This is a genomic window from Pseudomonadota bacterium (assembly GCA_018242545.1).
Classification (GTDB): domain Bacteria; phylum Pseudomonadota; class Alphaproteobacteria; order 16-39-46; family 16-39-46; genus 16-39-46.
The window spans coordinates 1-16,478 of record JAFEBT010000041.1; the positions used below are offsets into that span (position 1 = coordinate 1).

The 16,478-nt window shown below is 35.0% G+C and carries 13 protein-coding genes; 5 read left to right on the forward strand and 8 right to left on the reverse strand.

Going from position 1 to position 16,478, the window contains the following annotated elements; translation table 11 throughout:
• The first annotated feature begins 562 nt into the window (after positions 1–562).
• The 3 genes from JSS34_06000 (at position 563) to JSS34_06010 (ending at position 2,623) form a co-directional block, all read left to right on the forward strand.
• The gene (locus tag JSS34_06000) at positions 563–910 is read left to right on the forward strand and encodes a transposase (protein MBS0185877.1); all 348 of its coding nucleotides are present in this window, start codon (positions 563–565) and stop codon (positions 908–910) included.
• Positions 911–1,116: 206 nt separating this feature from the next.
• A complete protein-coding gene (locus JSS34_06005) occupies positions 1,117–1,812 on the forward strand; it encodes a phosphatidylserine decarboxylase family protein (GenBank protein MBS0185878.1) in 696 nt (231 codons plus the stop codon).
• A gap of 10 nt (positions 1,813–1,822) precedes the next feature.
• Complete coding sequence (locus JSS34_06010) at positions 1,823–2,623, forward strand: phosphatidylcholine/phosphatidylserine synthase (protein ID MBS0185879.1); 801 nt, start codon at positions 1,823–1,825, stop codon at positions 2,621–2,623.
• Between the two features lie 500 nt (positions 2,624–3,123).
• On the opposite strand, the gene JSS34_06015 is transcribed toward JSS34_06010, so the two are convergent.
• The 8 genes from JSS34_06015 to JSS34_06050 all read right to left on the reverse strand — a co-directional run bounded on the left by JSS34_06015 (position 3,124) and on the right by JSS34_06050 (position 14,490).
• Positions 3,124–4,662 carry an AAA family ATPase gene (locus JSS34_06015; protein MBS0185880.1) on the reverse strand — a complete coding sequence of 513 codons (1,539 nt, stop codon included), beginning with the start codon at positions 4,660–4,662 and terminating at the stop codon, positions 3,124–3,126.
• A 145-nt stretch (positions 4,663–4,807) separates the two neighbouring features.
• Positions 4,808–5,692, reverse strand: coding sequence for a hypothetical protein (locus tag JSS34_06020; GenBank protein MBS0185881.1), 885 nt, complete (start codon positions 5,690–5,692; stop codon positions 4,808–4,810).
• Positions 5,693–5,723: 31 nt separating this feature from the next.
• Complete coding sequence (locus tag JSS34_06025) at positions 5,724–7,370, reverse strand: type IV secretion system DNA-binding domain-containing protein (protein MBS0185882.1); 1,647 nt, start codon at positions 7,368–7,370, stop codon at positions 5,724–5,726.
• Entirely contained in the window at positions 7,345–8,016 is a 672-nt protein-coding gene (locus JSS34_06030) for a hypothetical protein (GenBank protein ID MBS0185883.1), read from the reverse strand. The genes JSS34_06025 and JSS34_06030 overlap by 26 nt, the downstream gene beginning before the upstream one ends.
• Positions 8,017–8,151: 135 nt before the next feature.
• Positions 8,152–9,135, reverse strand: coding sequence for a hypothetical protein (locus JSS34_06035; protein MBS0185884.1), 984 nt, complete (start codon positions 9,133–9,135; stop codon positions 8,152–8,154).
• Between the two features lie 269 nt (positions 9,136–9,404).
• Complete coding sequence (locus JSS34_06040; GenBank protein MBS0185885.1) at positions 9,405–11,012, reverse strand: hypothetical protein; 1,608 nt, start codon at positions 11,010–11,012, stop codon at positions 9,405–9,407.
• Between the two features lie 100 nt (positions 11,013–11,112).
• Positions 11,113–13,764: a DNA mismatch repair protein MutS gene (gene mutS / locus JSS34_06045; protein ID MBS0185886.1), complete on the reverse strand. Its 2,652-nt coding sequence runs from the start codon at positions 13,762–13,764 to the stop codon at positions 11,113–11,115.
• A 462-nt stretch (positions 13,765–14,226) separates the two neighbouring features.
• Positions 14,227–14,490, reverse strand: a complete 264-nt coding sequence (locus JSS34_06050; GenBank protein MBS0185887.1) for a hypothetical protein — start codon at positions 14,488–14,490, stop codon at positions 14,227–14,229.
• 237 nt (positions 14,491–14,727) lie between these two features.
• Between JSS34_06050 and JSS34_06055 the strand changes: the two genes are divergently transcribed.
• The gene (locus JSS34_06055) at positions 14,728–15,162 is read left to right on the forward strand and encodes a hypothetical protein (GenBank protein MBS0185888.1); all 435 of its coding nucleotides are present in this window, start codon (positions 14,728–14,730) and stop codon (positions 15,160–15,162) included.
• A 147-nt stretch (positions 15,163–15,309) separates the two neighbouring features.
• The gene (locus JSS34_06060) at positions 15,310–16,449 is read left to right on the forward strand and encodes a hypothetical protein (protein ID MBS0185889.1); all 1,140 of its coding nucleotides are present in this window, start codon (positions 15,310–15,312) and stop codon (positions 16,447–16,449) included.
• Positions 16,450–16,478: the final 29 nt, after the last annotated feature.

Consider the following 16,478-nt stretch of genomic DNA (forward strand, 5'->3'; position numbering starts at 1 on the left):
GCAGATTGAAAGTTTTGTATCATACTCTCGGAAAATAAAAAATGATATTCTTTGTTCCAATTTTTTTAGCCAATGATCTTTATTCTATGAAAAAAATTCATTAACATGTTTGCATGAAGATTAGAAAAGCGTTTCAATTCAAATTAAAACCAAGCATTTCTCAGACCTAAGTTTTACCAAACTATATGGGCTATGCGCGTTTTACGTATAATAGAGCCTTCGCTCTTCAAAAAGAATTTTATGAAAAAGAGCAAAGGAAATTGAGCTATTCTGAGTTGACTCATTGCCTTATTGTTTGGAAAAAAGATGCGAAAACCCTTTTTAAAAGAAGCCCCTACTCAAATTCTCCAACAAAAGTTGATGGATTTGGAAAAAGCTTATGTCAATTTTTTTAAAAGAGGCACAGAATTTCCAAAATTTAAGAAGCGTGGAAGACGAGAAATGCGTCGTTTCCCAGATGCAAAACAGATTACTCTCGATCAAACTAATAAGCGCGCTCATCTGCCTAAAATTGGATGGGTACAGTATTGGAAAAGTCGAGAGGTTATTGGAACTCTTAAAAATGTCACGTTCTGCCAAAGGAACGGAAAAAGAACCTGGACGCAATGTAAAGGTAAAAGCAGGGCTCAATCGCTCTACTTTAGATCAAGGAGGGAGAGAGTTCATAGGGTGCGTGAGCTATAAACAAAACGAACGTGGTGGTCTCTTAATTTTTGTTGATCCTTGGTACACAAGTCAAACATGCAATCGGTGTGGATATGTTGACGCGACCAATCGCATCTCTCAAGCTACGTTTATATGTCAAGCTTGTAAACACACAGATCATGCGGATGTAAATGCAGTAAAGAACATACTAAAGGCACGGCATGCCGTTCTCGCCTATGGAGAAGCGGTAAGACCAACTCTGTAAAAACAGAGAGGACAGCTTCGATGAATCAGGAACCATTTTTAAATCAGCGTGTTGCGTAAGTTTAAGGAATCTCCTTCTTTTAAGAGTGAGAGGATGTTAAATAGCGAATTCTTTAAGATTTTTGTAGCTTTTTTATTAAAATCCTGAAAAAATCTCTCTCAAGATTTAAGTTTTTATAATAACCTTTTTAAGGAATTCTACAAATCATGAATTCAGTTTCCCTCAAAATACATAAAGCTGCATGGCCTTTTGTTGGTGTTTTTATACTTATAACGCTCATTTTTTTTAGCTTCTCAAAATTCTTAGGGGTTTTAGGTCTTATTTTAACACTCTGGTGTCTTTATTTTTTTAGAGATCCCGATCGCGTCGTTCCTACGAGAGAAGGTCTTGTTTTAAGCCCTGCAGACGGTCATGTTCAAGCAATTGAATTGGCGTCAATGCCAAAAGAACTTGGCCTTAAAGGAGAATTCTTACGAATCAGTATTTTTTTAAATATCTTTGATGTCCATGTTAATCGTGTTCCTATTTCAGGAATTCTTTTAAAAAGTGTTTACCATGCAGGACAATTCTTAAACGCTTCTCTTGATAAAGCAAGCGACCTGAATGAACGCCATTCTTATCTTTTGAAAGTTGAACTGGAACATCCTAAAATCACCACAAAAATCGCTTTTGTACAGATTGCAGGACTTATTGCACGGAGAATCTTAAGCACCATTGAAGAGGGCGATCGCCTTATTGCAGGTGAAAGATTTGGAATGATTCGCTTTGGAAGCCGTATGGATGTTTATCTTCCTTTACATATTGCGCCCCTTGTCTGCGTAGGCCAATATGTTTTAGGAGGTGAAACCCCTCTTGCAGATCTTACTTCTGAAGAACCTGCACGCAAAGGCCTTTTAAAATAAGGGAATAAGTATGACTTCCGATCCTAAAAAAATCTCTTTTAAAAAATTTAAAGCGCCCCCACTTGGAAAAGTTCCTGTTAATATTCTTATTCCAAATTTCCTGACCCTCATTGCGCTTTGCTCGGGTTTTAGTGCTGTTCAATTTGCTCTTCTTGAAAACTGGGAATTTGCTGCCATTTCTATCTTTATTGCAGCACTTTTTGATGGATTAGATGGTCGAATTGCGCGACTGATTGGAGGAGCAAGTCGATTTGGCGCCGAACTTGATTCTTTATCTGACTTTGTAAGTTTTGGCGTTGCCCCCTCCCTTGTGATTTATTTTTATTCTCTTAATCAACTTGGAAAATGGGGATGGATTGGAGCTCTTTTTTTTACGGTTGCTTGTGCGTTGCGTCTTGCCCGCTTTAATACTTTAAGTATTGAAGGAGATACGAAGAAAACTTTTTCGCCTGTTTGGGCAACAAAGTTTTTTTTGGGTGTTCCCGTTCCTGCTGGTGCAGCAATTGCACTGCTTCCCCTTCTTATTGAACTTGAGACAGAATTTTCTATTCACCTTTCACCTTTTATTTATCTCATCATTCTCATTATTTCTGGTCTTTTGATGATAAGCCACATTCATACGTATGCGTTTAAGAGCCTTCATCTTCACCGTCGTTTGATTTTACCCTCCTTTGTTGGAATTGGGCTTCTCGTTGCTGGGTTTATTACAAACCCTTGGCTCACGCTTATTATAGCCGGGATTCTTTATTTAATTTCTATCCCTTTCAGTGATTTGGAATATCGCAATCTTCTTAAAAAGTCACAAAATTAAAAAACGAAATTTTATTTTTATGAAGTTTTTATTTTTCTTTTTTTGAAATCTTCAAGGACAACAAGCTTTATCCTTTTGAAAAATTTATATCTTTAGTAAATAATTTCTTACTCTTACTCCAAAATACCTTGGGTTTTTTGGGGCCATAGTACAATATTTATTTTAAATCTTAATGATTAGATATTTCTATTTTCTTAATTTGTCCAATTGCGTTAAACATCTAAAGCTATCAGAAAGGAGACTATCAATGCTTGTCGAATATCGCTTATAAAAATTAGGGACAAAAATAGAAAGAATAAAATCATATTATGCAAGAGAATCTCTTCTAAGATTTATTGAAGATAGGACAGATGAATATCTTGCTCATTCAAGAATAGAAGCAGCGACACGCAGATGGACACTTGATGAATTGGAGAAAGAAGTTGATCTGAAAGGTTGAAAGAGCAGGGAGAGAATTAAGAAAATTAAAAACTTCATCTCAGCTTATGATTTTACAAAGCCTAATCTTCTTTTCCAATAATCTCTAAAATTCGATCTACTCGAAAAACCTTATCTTCCTGGCTTTGATGGCAAAACCCTTTCAATCCAAAATATGAAACACCTTTATAACTCATCATTTCTAAACGAAGGGGGGTGATGCGCCTTTGGGACTTTTCATTATTTGCTTTCAGGTAGATCATTTCAAATGATTCATTTCGCTTCATAATTATTTCAATTATTTCTTTTTTTTGCTCAAGGGAACATTTGATTTCTGATTTTTGATATTGAAAATTTGTGACAAACTTGACCACTTCATAATCAAGCCAAATATGCTTTTTCTGAATAGGTTTTTTAAGTCTTAAACCTTCTAAACTTATACACCTGCTTAAAGCCACATAGACTTGACCAGGCATAAAAGATCCATTGCCAATATCAAGCGTTACTTTCTTAAATGTTTTTCCTTGGCTCTTATGAATAGTCAAAGCCCAAGCAAGCGTTAAAGGATATTGCGTAAAAGCCCCAACGGGTTCAGATTGAATATTTTCTCCTTCAAGAAAAAATCGATGAACCTCCCAAGTATAGGGCAAAACGTCAACGGTTTTTCCATCTTCCAAGAGGACTCCGATGATCGTTGCATCCTCTTGTTTTTCAATATAAGTCACTTTCCCCATCGTTCCATTGACCCATCGGCCCTTAGAATCATTATTAACCATCATAATTTGAGAACCCACCTTAAGGTTCAATACATCCCGTGTTGGATAGGATTCTTTTCCAAAGGCTCCTTCAATCCCCGCTTCAAAAATATATTTTTTCTCTTTTAATGCATTTAATTTTTTTTCATTTAGGATCTCAACATCGACATTCTTTGGTGTGAGATATATTCCATAGTCCTGTTCGATGTCTTCTGGTTGAACCCGAGAATTTAAAAGGGCAATATCTTCCTCTGTTGTGGTTTTATTACGGATCGAATTTAAAAGATTAATAAATCTTTCATCTTGTTGGCGATAAACTTTTTCAAGTTCAATAAATTCCATCTCAAATTCATTAAAAAAATGGGCACTAAAAAAATAAGGGCTTTTGTAATGCGAAGAAAAAACCTCCTTTTCTTGGGATGTAACAACGGGAGGAAGTTGATAAAGGTCTCCAATAAAAATCATTTGTATCCCCCCAAAAGGCTTTTCAGGATCTTTTCCATTGAGTCTTAAAAACCGATCTACACAATCCAACAAATCTGCCCTGACCATTGAAATTTCATCAATGATGAGAGCCTCTAATTTTTTGTAGATGTTTTTTTTATCGTCTTCATATGTTTTTTTAACAGATTGAAGTGTGATACTTGGTTTAAACTTAAAAAAGGAATGAATCGTTTGTCCTTGGACATTAATGGCAGCCACACCCGTTGGTGCTAAAACAGCAATTTTCTTTTTCGTCCTCTCTCTAAAATAAGTAAGGAGTGTTGATTTGCCCACCCCTGCGCGTCCTGTAATGAAGAGATTTTGTGTTGTATTCTCCATAAGATTGAGCACACGGGTAAAATCAGTATTTAAATCAATATTCATTTTAAACTATCATTTCTTTTCTTTCACTCGACATCTGTTTATATTTTTTATATTTTCATTTATATTCCTTAAAATCCATATTTTCTTGCTAAAAATTTCTAAAAATGTACGAGATACTGATAATATTTTTGTACTTAAGAGCGCCTTAACATAAGCTTTTTAAAGCATTTTCAAGTTTCCCAATACGAATTGCAGTTTTAGGAGAGATATCCGTAAAGCGATTAAAAAAAGAAGGGGTTTGATCAAGATCAAAATTCTTTATTTTATGCAAAAAAGAAAGAAGGCCCTCTCCATAACCAACCTGCATTACAAAAAAATCTGATGCAAAAGTTTGCCTCTGAAAAGAAAGCCATACTAAAAAAGATAAGATACCCAGAGCTATTTTTGTTAATATTCCTCCTAAAATTAGAAAAAATCCCATCAAAAAAGTTATAATTTGAACACCAATAACAGGAAAAGCTCCTTTTTGTTTAGGTGCAAGAGAAAGACTTACTTCACACAACATTTTTCCGATCATTTTTAAACTCCACGCCAAAAAAATTGGAATAAGCCCAAGAATCAATAGACATAATCGTCTTTGGGAAGCTCCCTCATGCAGAGAGGCAAGTTCAGATGTTATCAGAGCTTTTAATTCTTTATCTGTTGCCACCTCAAAAAGCGTTCGAGAGAGAAGAAGCGTATGACATCCAAAAGAAGAAATTGTTGGAAGAGAATTGTCTTCAAAGAAAATGTCTAACGTTAAAGGAGAAATCCCTGTTTTAAGAAAAATTTCTTCTTGAACAGATGCGATTAAGCCTTTCAGTCGAGTTCTTTCCTTTTCATGTGGATATCGCGCACCCTTTATAAACATTAAAACCCGAATACCTATCCAAGATTGAGCAAAAAAAGTTAACAGCCAAAGAAATGTAAAAACAATCAGAATCATTAAAAATGGAGTATCATCACTCTGTGGATATAAAAGATTTGAAATACCACTTCCACAAAACCATAAAAAAAACCCAACCATACTAAATAACATCAATACACCCATAACGCCCCCTCTTTTCCCTCTTTGATGTTTTTTAGGTATATTTTACCCGAACTTTTTCTACGATAAATGTTTTTTCTTTACTAAAGTAAAAAGCTTCTCCGGGATTAAGATCTTTTTTAATCATATCAGAATTTACGCTAAATTTTTGTGTGACACGTAAAGAACCCGTACGCGGTGCTTTGTCATCTTCATTAAGGCCATATGTATAATCAAGAACGTCTTCCATCCCACCCCATTGAGAGACGGTTTTAGCACTTTCTTCATCATTCAAACGATGACAAATAAGCGTATTAACGCAATTTAGAATTTGATTTGAAAACGTCACGTGAACCTTTTTTAAATCTGAAATTCCTTGCGTCCCTAAAACAGCATGAACCCCTTTTGCTCGGCCCATGGTGATTAAATTTAAAACTTGCTCCCCTGCAAAAACAGAAAACTCATCAAAAATTGTAAATATACGGGATTCTCCCTCTTTTCGATCGATTGTTGATTTAATATCGTTAATGATCAATTTCCCAAGCATTTTGGCAAAATAAGGATATCTTAAGGAGGGAAGAGCAAAATAAGCAATTCCTCTTTGTTGAACAACTTCTTTTAAAGAAAACGTATGCTGCTCTTTGCGCTTTAAAAATGTCCCTAATTCAGAGTTGACAAGTAAATTTAAATGGGCAGCCAGCCCTTTTATGTCTTCCTGCTTATAGTGAGAAAGACGTTTAACACGTCCTTGTAAAGTTTTTAAAAACTCTGTCTCTCCTTTTAATTGCCGAACAAATAAGACTAAATCTGAATATTCCAAAAGAGAAACAATTGTTTCTAAATCAAAAGGTGTTTGAGAAAATTTTAAAACAGCACATATTGTCTGCAAATAATCTTCCGCAACGGATCTATAATAATCACTTTCCCAAGTGTCTTTTAAACTCATAATTTTATCTTTAAGTTCTGTAAAACTCCCTTCTGCAAGCGCGTCATAATGCCAATGATCTGCACAATTAAATCCGTAAAAAACACATCCCATTTGCTCCGCTCTCTCTTTGATCCATTGAACTGTTGCCTCTGTAGGCTTTCCATCCACAATAATTAAAGGTTCTCTTCTAATGATCGCATGTTCATAAAAACGCCGAAGTGTAATGGATTTTCCACCTCCTGTTGTTCCTAAAATCATCACACCTTGATTAAGAACAAAGTCTGGAATGATAATATCTTTTCCTGTTGATTCAGAAACGCCAAGTAGAACACCTTGTTGCTCTTCCAAAGAAAGAAGAGGGCTTTTCTTTTTTACTTTCCAAGAAGATCTAAAAAACTGATCCACGGCCGCTAAAACCCCTGCGATAAGGACACTATTAATACATAAAAAAAGCATGCCTCTTTGAGACCAGATATAAAGGACTTCTAAAAAATTCTTCTTAAGTAAGATTATTTGCCAAAAATGGGAAACTGTTATCCTATATTCTTTTATAAAGAAATTTACTTTTTCTAAAAAAAAGTCGCCCTCATTTGTAAAAAAAATTAAATATCCAAACAGGCTTATATTTCCCAAACAAAAAAGAATCCATCCATTTAAAACAGCCATACGCCGCCAAAGGAAAAAAAGTAAAAATCCCAAAAGACCTGGAAGATTGAGTGTTAAACATAAAAGAAACACCCAAAAAATCTCAAGAAAGATGAGCTTTTGTTTCAAAACGATTCCTTTCCTCAAGTCTTGTTAGATCAAAAAATTGAATAAATGGCATGTCATGTGCCGCTTTTTGAAGGGGTTTTAAAAGCAGAGGAGGGCAGAAATACCAAACTTCCGCGATATCAAATTCAAGGGCATATTTTTTAAAAATATCCTTAAGGCGCCGCGGATCTTTAAGTGTTAATTCAATTTCAATAGCAATGCGTTTTCCATCTGGAAAAATTAAATGTTCATCAGCAATATGCCATTTTGAAAGAAACGCGCGTTTCTCGCGTTTTAGATAACGTTCACTTCTCCAAAAAGATTCATCATATTGATCCAGGAGCCTTAAAGCGACATCAATCACGGCAATGTCATGATGATAAAGTGCGAGGGGGATTTTATGAAGAGCCGGAAGATCTGTATACTTTGCACCTTTTTTACTGAGTCTATAAGTTTTGGGACGTTTATAAAAAAGAGCTTCCTCGATAATGAGCTCTTCTCTTTTTAAACGTTTCATACAATCTCGAAATCTCGAAGGGACGAGATTAAACTTTTTCTCAAGCTGAAGACGTTCACAAAATCCAAACGTGTTAATGAAATTAAGAATTTCAAGATCATGGTCTGTCATTAAAAAAGGTTTTTGTTTTTGATTAATTTTTAAAACCATCCATCAAATCTTAAAATTAAAGCCACCCATTATTTTTGAATGTTTTTTTGAGTATTTAAAAACATTTATTTTTACTTTAAAGAAGGTTTCTTTCTTTGAAAAGATTGTTTTTCAAAAACTTTGAATACTGACACATTAACTAAAATCAAGCTCTGGATTTTTAATATCTTGATCTTCAAAATCTATCTCAAAACCCCAGTTTTCTTTTGTTAATTCTGTAATCTCATCTGGTAAAATATTATTCTCTCTTAAAACAAGTCTTAGATCTTTCTTTCCTTTTAAAAATCTAAGAAGTATTTTAGCATTTTCTCCATCGAAAAAATTAGCCGACAAATCTAACCATGTAAGGGGAGGTTTTGAAAAATGTTCCGCTATATGATAAATACTATCAAAAGACAAAGCGTTGATAAGGCTTAGCTTTCTTAAATTTTTGCAACCTCTTAAGAGAGTTTTTAATCCTTCTTCGAATGGGGTATTTCTTACTGCCTCAGATTCGTCTTCCCCTATATCATCTACACAAAAAGTCCTTAAACTCCCTAAAGAGCTAAAAGCTCTACAAAGAGCTGCAAGTCCTTTATAATGAATTGAATGACCCGACATTTCAAAGATTTTAAAAGAAGAAAAAAAACTTTTATTTTCTGTTACAAATCTCGCAAAATCTATGGCCCCTTTCTCATCAATAAAAGAAAAATCCATCCCTTGAGAAACTGGAGGCTCAAACTTTAAGCCCTCTAATATGAGCTGTTTATCTTTAAGAAAGGCAAGGAGCCTTAATAATTCACTATTTCCTATATTTTCAAGGGTAAGGGAGATCTTGTTAAAAGAATGATCAAAGTTTTCAATAAAACCATCAAGGTCACGTGCACCTTTTAAAGTTACTTTTATCTTCTGTTTAAGCCGTTTTGAAGGAGACATATCAACTACTTTACTGACATCTTGTTCAAGACCTTCCGGCCCTCTTTTAGAAGAAACAGTGTTTGAAGTATCTTTTAAAGGAGTAGAACTATTCTCTGCTCTTTCCAGAGCCTCACTCTTATCCTCAAAACAAACCCCTTGTTGGAGCATGCTAAAAAGAAAAAGAAAAGTCCCTATTATTATAAAATTCCATTTATAAGCCATTTTTTATGTCTTTCTTCAAAAATTCTTAAAATTTTGTAACTCTTTTTCATTAAGCTCAAAAAATCATATTCAAAGAGAATTTTTAATACTACAAATATACACTTAGTTTATAGTTTTGATGATTTATAATAAATTATATTTCTTTAATTTTCAATTCTTTAAAAAGATTTTAAAAATCTCATCTCTCCTTTATTATAAATAAAAAATTTAGCCTCCTTAATGATTTAGGAGGCAAATTTTAAATTAATTGTAAAGTGTAATTTAAGAATTTATTTGGGTTTCATGTCTTCTCTTTCTGTATTAAAATACGGTAAGACAGAAAGAAAATATGTGTCCTCAATTTCTCGTGAAAGAGCCTGTTTTTCACCATAGGGCATATAATCGACAAGGGCTTTTCGAAATTCACGTGGTTGTCCTACATCTTTAATAACAGATAAAAGAAGCTCTCTATCTCTTTCCCCTCTCTCTTTTGGTCGATGATAAAAAGTATAAGGAATATAGTTAGTATGAGTTACCCCATAAAGACTTCCCTTTTCTGTAAAGAAACTTGAAGCTTTCTGCCTAATTTTTATAGACTCCTGAGGGTTTAGAAAGATTCTTTCTATAAGAGGATAGCCTTCTTTTATAACGTTTTCCGCAATGGACGCATCCTTATATACAGAAAGATAAAAGAAAGCTCTCAACCGATTTTCAGAAGGGGTGCTTTCTTGCAAGCCGATGTCCAGGAGTACGTGCCGAGCATCACTCTTTTCTTGTGAAGAAAAATCATTGTATCCAGAGGTGTTAAGAATTTTCGCAATTGCATTAAAACGAATATCAAAAGGTGCATTAGGATTATGAGAAAGAGCTTTTAAATAAGAATTTCCAATTTTTGATAATTTTTCCCCTGAAACTTCTGGGTTGTTTCCCCTAAAGGCTAGATCATGAAGAAAATCTGCAATGTTAAATCTTGTGTGATAATCAATCTTATCATCTTCTAGTATTTCCTTCAGAAAGCGTCCTGAAACTTGTAACATCATTTCTAATTTCACCGCGTCAGTTCTATATTGCGGTCTAAATTCTTCCCATGGAGCTGGGTGCAAAGTTTTCATGGCCCGCTCCATGCATTTTGTGAAAAGAATTTCTGAGGAAGATGATTCTTCTTCAAAAGCTTTTTTTACTTCTTCTATTCTCTGGCGCTCTTCAAATGAAATTTTTTCTTTTTCCTGCCCATCACTATCAAGATAATATTGAATATCAATCTGATTTAAAGCCATCTCTCTCTCCGAAAAAGAAGAAAAAATATCTCCAGCCATAGAAAGAAGAAAATTTAGTTTCAAATTACAACCTGATTTTGCATCATCTAAATTCCGAAATGGTGCTAAAATATTCCAAGCAATGTCCCTATGTTGCCAATACAGAAAACCAGTCCCAGCAAAAAATACGATAAATGGACGACGACGAGATATTTCGTCTTTATTTTTTCCTTCTAAAATAAGCTTTTTGAAAGCTTCAAGATATTTTTCGTCTGCAGAACAATCACCAGGGAAGATCCTTTCCATTTCTTCTCGACACATCAGCGCAGCTGCTTGATCAAAAGTATTCAGCCTAAGATTATAGTGGTACGCTCTAAGACAATCTTCACGCTCCGTCTGTGTTTTTACCAATCCTGTTGGCATAGGCTCTCTGGGCATGGACAAAAGTGAAAATAATCCCTCGGGATAAGAAAGTTCTTCTCTCATTTGTGTTTTTAATTTTTTTACAAGTTCAGCACGCTCATCCAAATTCATGTTCAGACTATCAGCCATACTATAAGAAGGCTGAGTAGAAATCATGTTGCTGTAAAAAGAAAACACAATTGTAAAAATTTTAAAATATTTATTTGAAAATATAGTCATTATAAAAGCTTTCAGTTAAAAAAATTACAATAATAAAAGACAAATTTTTTCTATTTTTAAAATATAGGTCTTTTTTTTTAAATTCAAGAATTTTTATTTTTTATTTTTCTAGAAGTGCTTTTAAGGAATATATCTTTTCAAGAGCTTCCCGCGGTGAAAGAAGATCAGGGTTTACTTCTTTAAGTGCTTTTTCGATCCTAGATTCCTTTTTATGTTCAAAAAGAGGAAGGGGTGTTTCTTTTATCTTAGGAGAGTTAGTAGATTTTTCAGGCTGGGATTCGAGTGTTTTTAGAACTTCTTCTGCTCGACTCAGAACAGCAGGCGGAAGGCCTGCAAGACGCGCTACATGCAGACCATAAGATTTAAGGGCTTTGCCAAGTTGAACGCGATAGAGAAAAACAACATTCCCTTCCCACTCTTGAATCGACATATGAACAATATAAAGGCGCGAAAGCGTTTCTTTCAAATCTGTTAATTCATGGTAATGGGTCGCAAAAAGAGCTCGACATCCGATCTTTGTATGAAGATATTCTAAGCAACTCCAAGCAATTGAAAGTCCATCATACGTTGATGTTCCACGTCCAATTTCATCAAGAATCACAAAAGATTTCTCGGTTGCTTGATTTAAAATTGCAGCTGTTTCAATCATTTCAACCATAAACGTAGATTGTCCCCGTGCAAGATCATCAGAGGCTCCAACACGCGAAAAAAGCTTATCGACAACACCTAAATGCATTCTCTTTGCAGGCACAAAAGATCCCATTTGAGCAAGAACAACAAGCAGGGCATTTTGTCTTAAGAAAGTGCTTTTTCCAGCCATGTTAGGACCTGTTATAAGCCACAAAGTCTGATTTGAAAAACTTGCGCAGTTGTTTGAAACAAATTCAGTATATCCCCTTTTTCTAAGAGATAACTCAACGCCCCAATGCCGCCCTTCTTCGACATTAAAAATCAAAGAATCATCCACGATGGGTTTTACAAAATTACCTTCAATCGCAACAAAAGAAAGCGCTGAATAAACATCTAAAGCTGCAAGGGCATGTCCCATTTGACTAATCTCAATTGCATGATTCATGACATCTTTGACAAGCGTATCATAAAGATCAAGTTCAATTTGAAGAATTTTAGTTGAAGCTTCAAACATTTTATTTTCTAAAGCGGAAAGCTCTCCTGTTGTATATCTCATGACATTTGCAAGTGTTTGTCTGTGAATAAAAGTCATATCCATTTTAGAGGCATTTAAGGCTGTGATTTCGATGAAATATCCTAAAATATTATTATGTTTAATTTTAAGATTTCCAATTCCTGTCTTTTCAGTATATTCCTTTTGAAGATCTAAAATTAAAGAATGGCCATCGGTTTTCAAAAGGCGATATTCTTCCAATTCTGTATGGAAACCCGGTGCAATAAATCCCCCTTCACGCGCAAGGATGGGTAAAGGCTGTGTAAAATCTAAGGCCTTCCGAATATGATCTTGCAGCTCGAGGAGAGGCGTAAGATCCATAAAGAGATCTTTCAAAATTTTACAAAATCCTTTTTCATAAGAACCTGTAAGAAGAGTCTTAATGGCTGATACTTTTTCCAAAGCCATCAAAAGAGCTCCTATATCCCGAGGACCTCCGCGTCCGAGGGATAACCTTCCTAAAATTCGATTCAAATCAGGAATTGACTTTAGAAGATTTCGAAGACTTTCACGTTGAGTTTGATTCTTTACAAAAAAATCGACAGCTTCCAACCGTTCTTCTATTTTAAGAGGATCTTTTAAAGGAGATTTAAGTCTTTGACTTAAAAGACGCCCTCCAAAGGGTGTCACCGTCCGATTAAGTGCCCAAAAAAGGCTTCCTTCCATAACTCCTGTTTGGGTTTGCGTAAGTTCAAGCGTACGCCGTGTTGCTGCATCGATTTCAAGGTAATGATGAAATTGAATTTTTTGAGGGCGCCTCAGATGCGGAATCTTTCCTTTTTGGGTTAAAAGAACATAATCTACGAGTGCGCCTCCTGCTGAAAATTCTTCCGCAGAAAAAGACCCAAATCCTGAGAGGGTATAAACTTTAAAAATTTCCTTTAAACGTTGTTCACCATTCTTTTCATCAAATCGTGCTTTTGGAAGAAAAGTTAGATTTTTTTGATAAGATCTTAAAGAAGTTTCTATTTCTTTTTGTTGGAGAAGATCTTCATTAAGGAGAATTTCCGAAGGATTCATTCTTTCAAGTGAAGAAAGAAGGTCTTGAACTTTAAGGCTTTCCAATAGAAAATCTCCCGTGGATACGTCTACCCAAGCAAAAGCTGCCCGTTCTCCTTCAACAACAAGAGCCGCAAGATAATTATGATGATGGGGATCTAAGAGCGCCTCTTCCGTTAAGGTGCCCGGCGTTACAATACGGACGACATCACGCCGAACAATCGGTTTTCCACCCGTGTTTTTTGCATTTTTCTTGGCTTCATCAGGTGTTTCCAGTTGTTCACAAATGGCAACTTTAAATCCTTGACGAATCAATTTTGCTAAATAACTATCCGCCGCATGGAAAGGAACACCACACATGGGAACTTCCTCTTCTCCCGTCTTTCCACGCCGCGTTAAAGTAATGTCCAGAGCTTTAGAGGCCTTCTGGGCATCTTCAAAAAAAAGCTCATAAAAATCTCCCAATCTAAAAAAAAGCAAACAGTCCGGATGTGCTTTTTTAACATCCATGTACTGCATCAACATAGGTGTTAGTTTCGTGTTGGAAGTTTCTCCTGGTTGTGTGCCCATGTGTTTTATCTCATTGAAAGTTTTTAAGTTTAAATATTTTTTAAATAAATACATCCTCTCAGGAGGCAATCTTCATTTTTAATAATTCGCATCTCTTTTCTTATAATAAGAAAGCCTTCTAAAAGTAAAGAGGCTTGGGCTTTTTTGCCGAGTTGGTATATTTAAGGATGAGGCGTGATAGCAATCATTGTTATTTCTTTTTTTCCTGGACCATAATGCCAAAAAATTCTATAGGCTCCTAGGGTATTATTTTCTGCATGAGCTTCAAAAATATCTTCTCCCTGTTTTCCGATGAGAGAAGTATATTTATGTGTATTTAAGGTTGGATGTTTTGGATTTTTTTCTTAATAACTAAGAGCCTTTTTTATGGTTTTTGCTTGCTTTAAAAGAAAGGGGGGTTACCTCTTTTATCAAAAGATTCTCCCGCCTGCTTTGTAAAAAGAAGTTTGAAAGTCATTTACATTAATTTTGATCGTATTGCTGAAAGCTGCCTCTGCTCTCGAGTTTTCCTTGGGCAGACTCTTCTATTCCCCGTCTTACAAGATCAAGAGCGTCTGGATTTTCATAGAGTCCTTGTTCTCTAAAAGGTATTTCTACATAAGGTTCTAAAATAATACGATGATTTGTATCTATAAATTCACGGAAACTGCTGACAGAAGGATCAACCAACTTACTAACACAGATCCGTCCTTTTGAATCAACGCGCAACATTGTTTGACTTTCCATTGAAATTTCTCCTAAATTTTGACCTTTTCATATTAACAAAAAATCCACTTTATAAAAAATGGAAAATGTCATTTTCCCACCTTATTCTATGATACAATCAAAAATATTTTAAATATTTGCCTTTGTGTTAGCCACAAAATCTATTTTTTAATATTTGCGGCTCATTTTAAAAAAATGAATTGAATTTTACGCTTCGCTCCTTTACTTTTTAAGAAAGAAAAAATAAGAAATATAACAATGATAAGAGGAAATATGTTCTTCACCACGCTCACTTCTTCAAATAAATATTCTATTTTAATTTCTCAAAAAACATTTAATAGGATTTTTGTCATTCTAATGCTTGTGGGAAGCATTATAATTTCCCCTGTTTCTGTTTCTTTTTCTCTTGCTGCTGCACTTGAAGGAGAAGATAAGAGAGTGGTAGGAACAGTAGATTTTATGCGATCAGGAATTTTTGACGAACAATCAGCAAAAACCCTTGAACAAGCGAGCCGGTCCTACAATATTATAGGAGCTGTCACTTTTGCGACAAATTTAGCAAAAAAAGGTGTTCAAGTCCAAGAGATCGCTGATCTCCTTAAATCTAAAAAAGTTCAATCAGTTGAATTTTTAATAAATCAAGGTATAAACTATAAAAATGCAATTACTCTCGCCACTAGCTTCTATACCTAAACCCTTAATGACGAGATACCCTCCGACATTCAAGAAGCTGCAAATTTCATAAAGGGAGGTATATCTTTAGAAAATACCATTGTTCTTGTAAAAGATCGTATACCCAGTCGTCATTCTCAGGAAATTGCAGAGTTATTAAAAGTAGGAGTGCCAGCTCAAGACGTTAGGGATTTCATCCGTGGTAAAAGTAAAATTAATCCCAAAGAAATTACAACAACATTAACCCTTATGAGAGAAGGAATTTCGCCAAGCGTTCTTAATCTAGATGGATTATCAGAATCAGATTTAGAATTTGCCCTTGCTCACTCTAAAGAATTAAAAGTTATTACAGAATTGACTAACTTTAGGGAGCGGTTTTCAAAGGGGCCGTGTTTTAATGTAGCGCAAGCTATTGAGCTCATGAAAGTTGATATAAAACTTTCTGAATTTATGGAAGTTCATAAACTTATTGATAAACTTGCTGACTACTTCTGGCGCCACGAGTATTTCATAAGCAAGGGCTACAGCTCGGCGTTTGACACTGTTATTGCAATCCTCAAAGAAGGCATTACAGTAAAACAAACTGATGATGCAATAATCTTTATAGAGCAAGGATTCGATCCTAAAACAACTGCGATTCTTATCAAGGAAGGCGTAAAAGTTTCACAATTGGCAGATGTCAAAGATCTTCTCACTTTAGGAATTCCTCTTAAAGATATTCCGAATCTTCTTGCTTCAGAAGAAGGGGCTCGTATTATAATCGAAAGGGCGCTTCAAGGCGCAATTTTAAAAGACATAACTCCAGATCAAATGAGTATTATCAAAAAAAGTCCCAATAAAACGATTATGGCTTACCTCATTGGAAAAGGACTTATTGATATTAAGAACCCAGATGAAGTTAAAGCGGCTCAGTATGTTGGCTTTGTAAGAGAAGGATTTGGAGTTTTTGATAATAACGATTATTTTCCTTCTGACTATGATAGCATAAATGATCTTGTCAGCTCTTTTAAAAATGATGCCTCTCATTTCGCACCCTTTGAAGAAAAATTCTTTTTTGATGAAAAAACGGGTAAAGACTTACCCTTTCTCTCTAACATTAACTATCTCTGGGATAAAGAACCTCGTCGGTTAAATGCTCTTCATGAACGTCTTAGTAGCATGGGTCCTGAAGAGCAAGCTTATCTTGTAAAAAATCATCCTATAACAGCTAAAAATGCCGCTCAAGGAATTCTTAGTATTAATCCATTCAACATTGATCAGAGCTTTAGAGTTGAGCATCTTCTGATAGAGTCCCGTCAAGAGGTGTAAAATTAGATTGAGTCATTGGCAGACTCCGA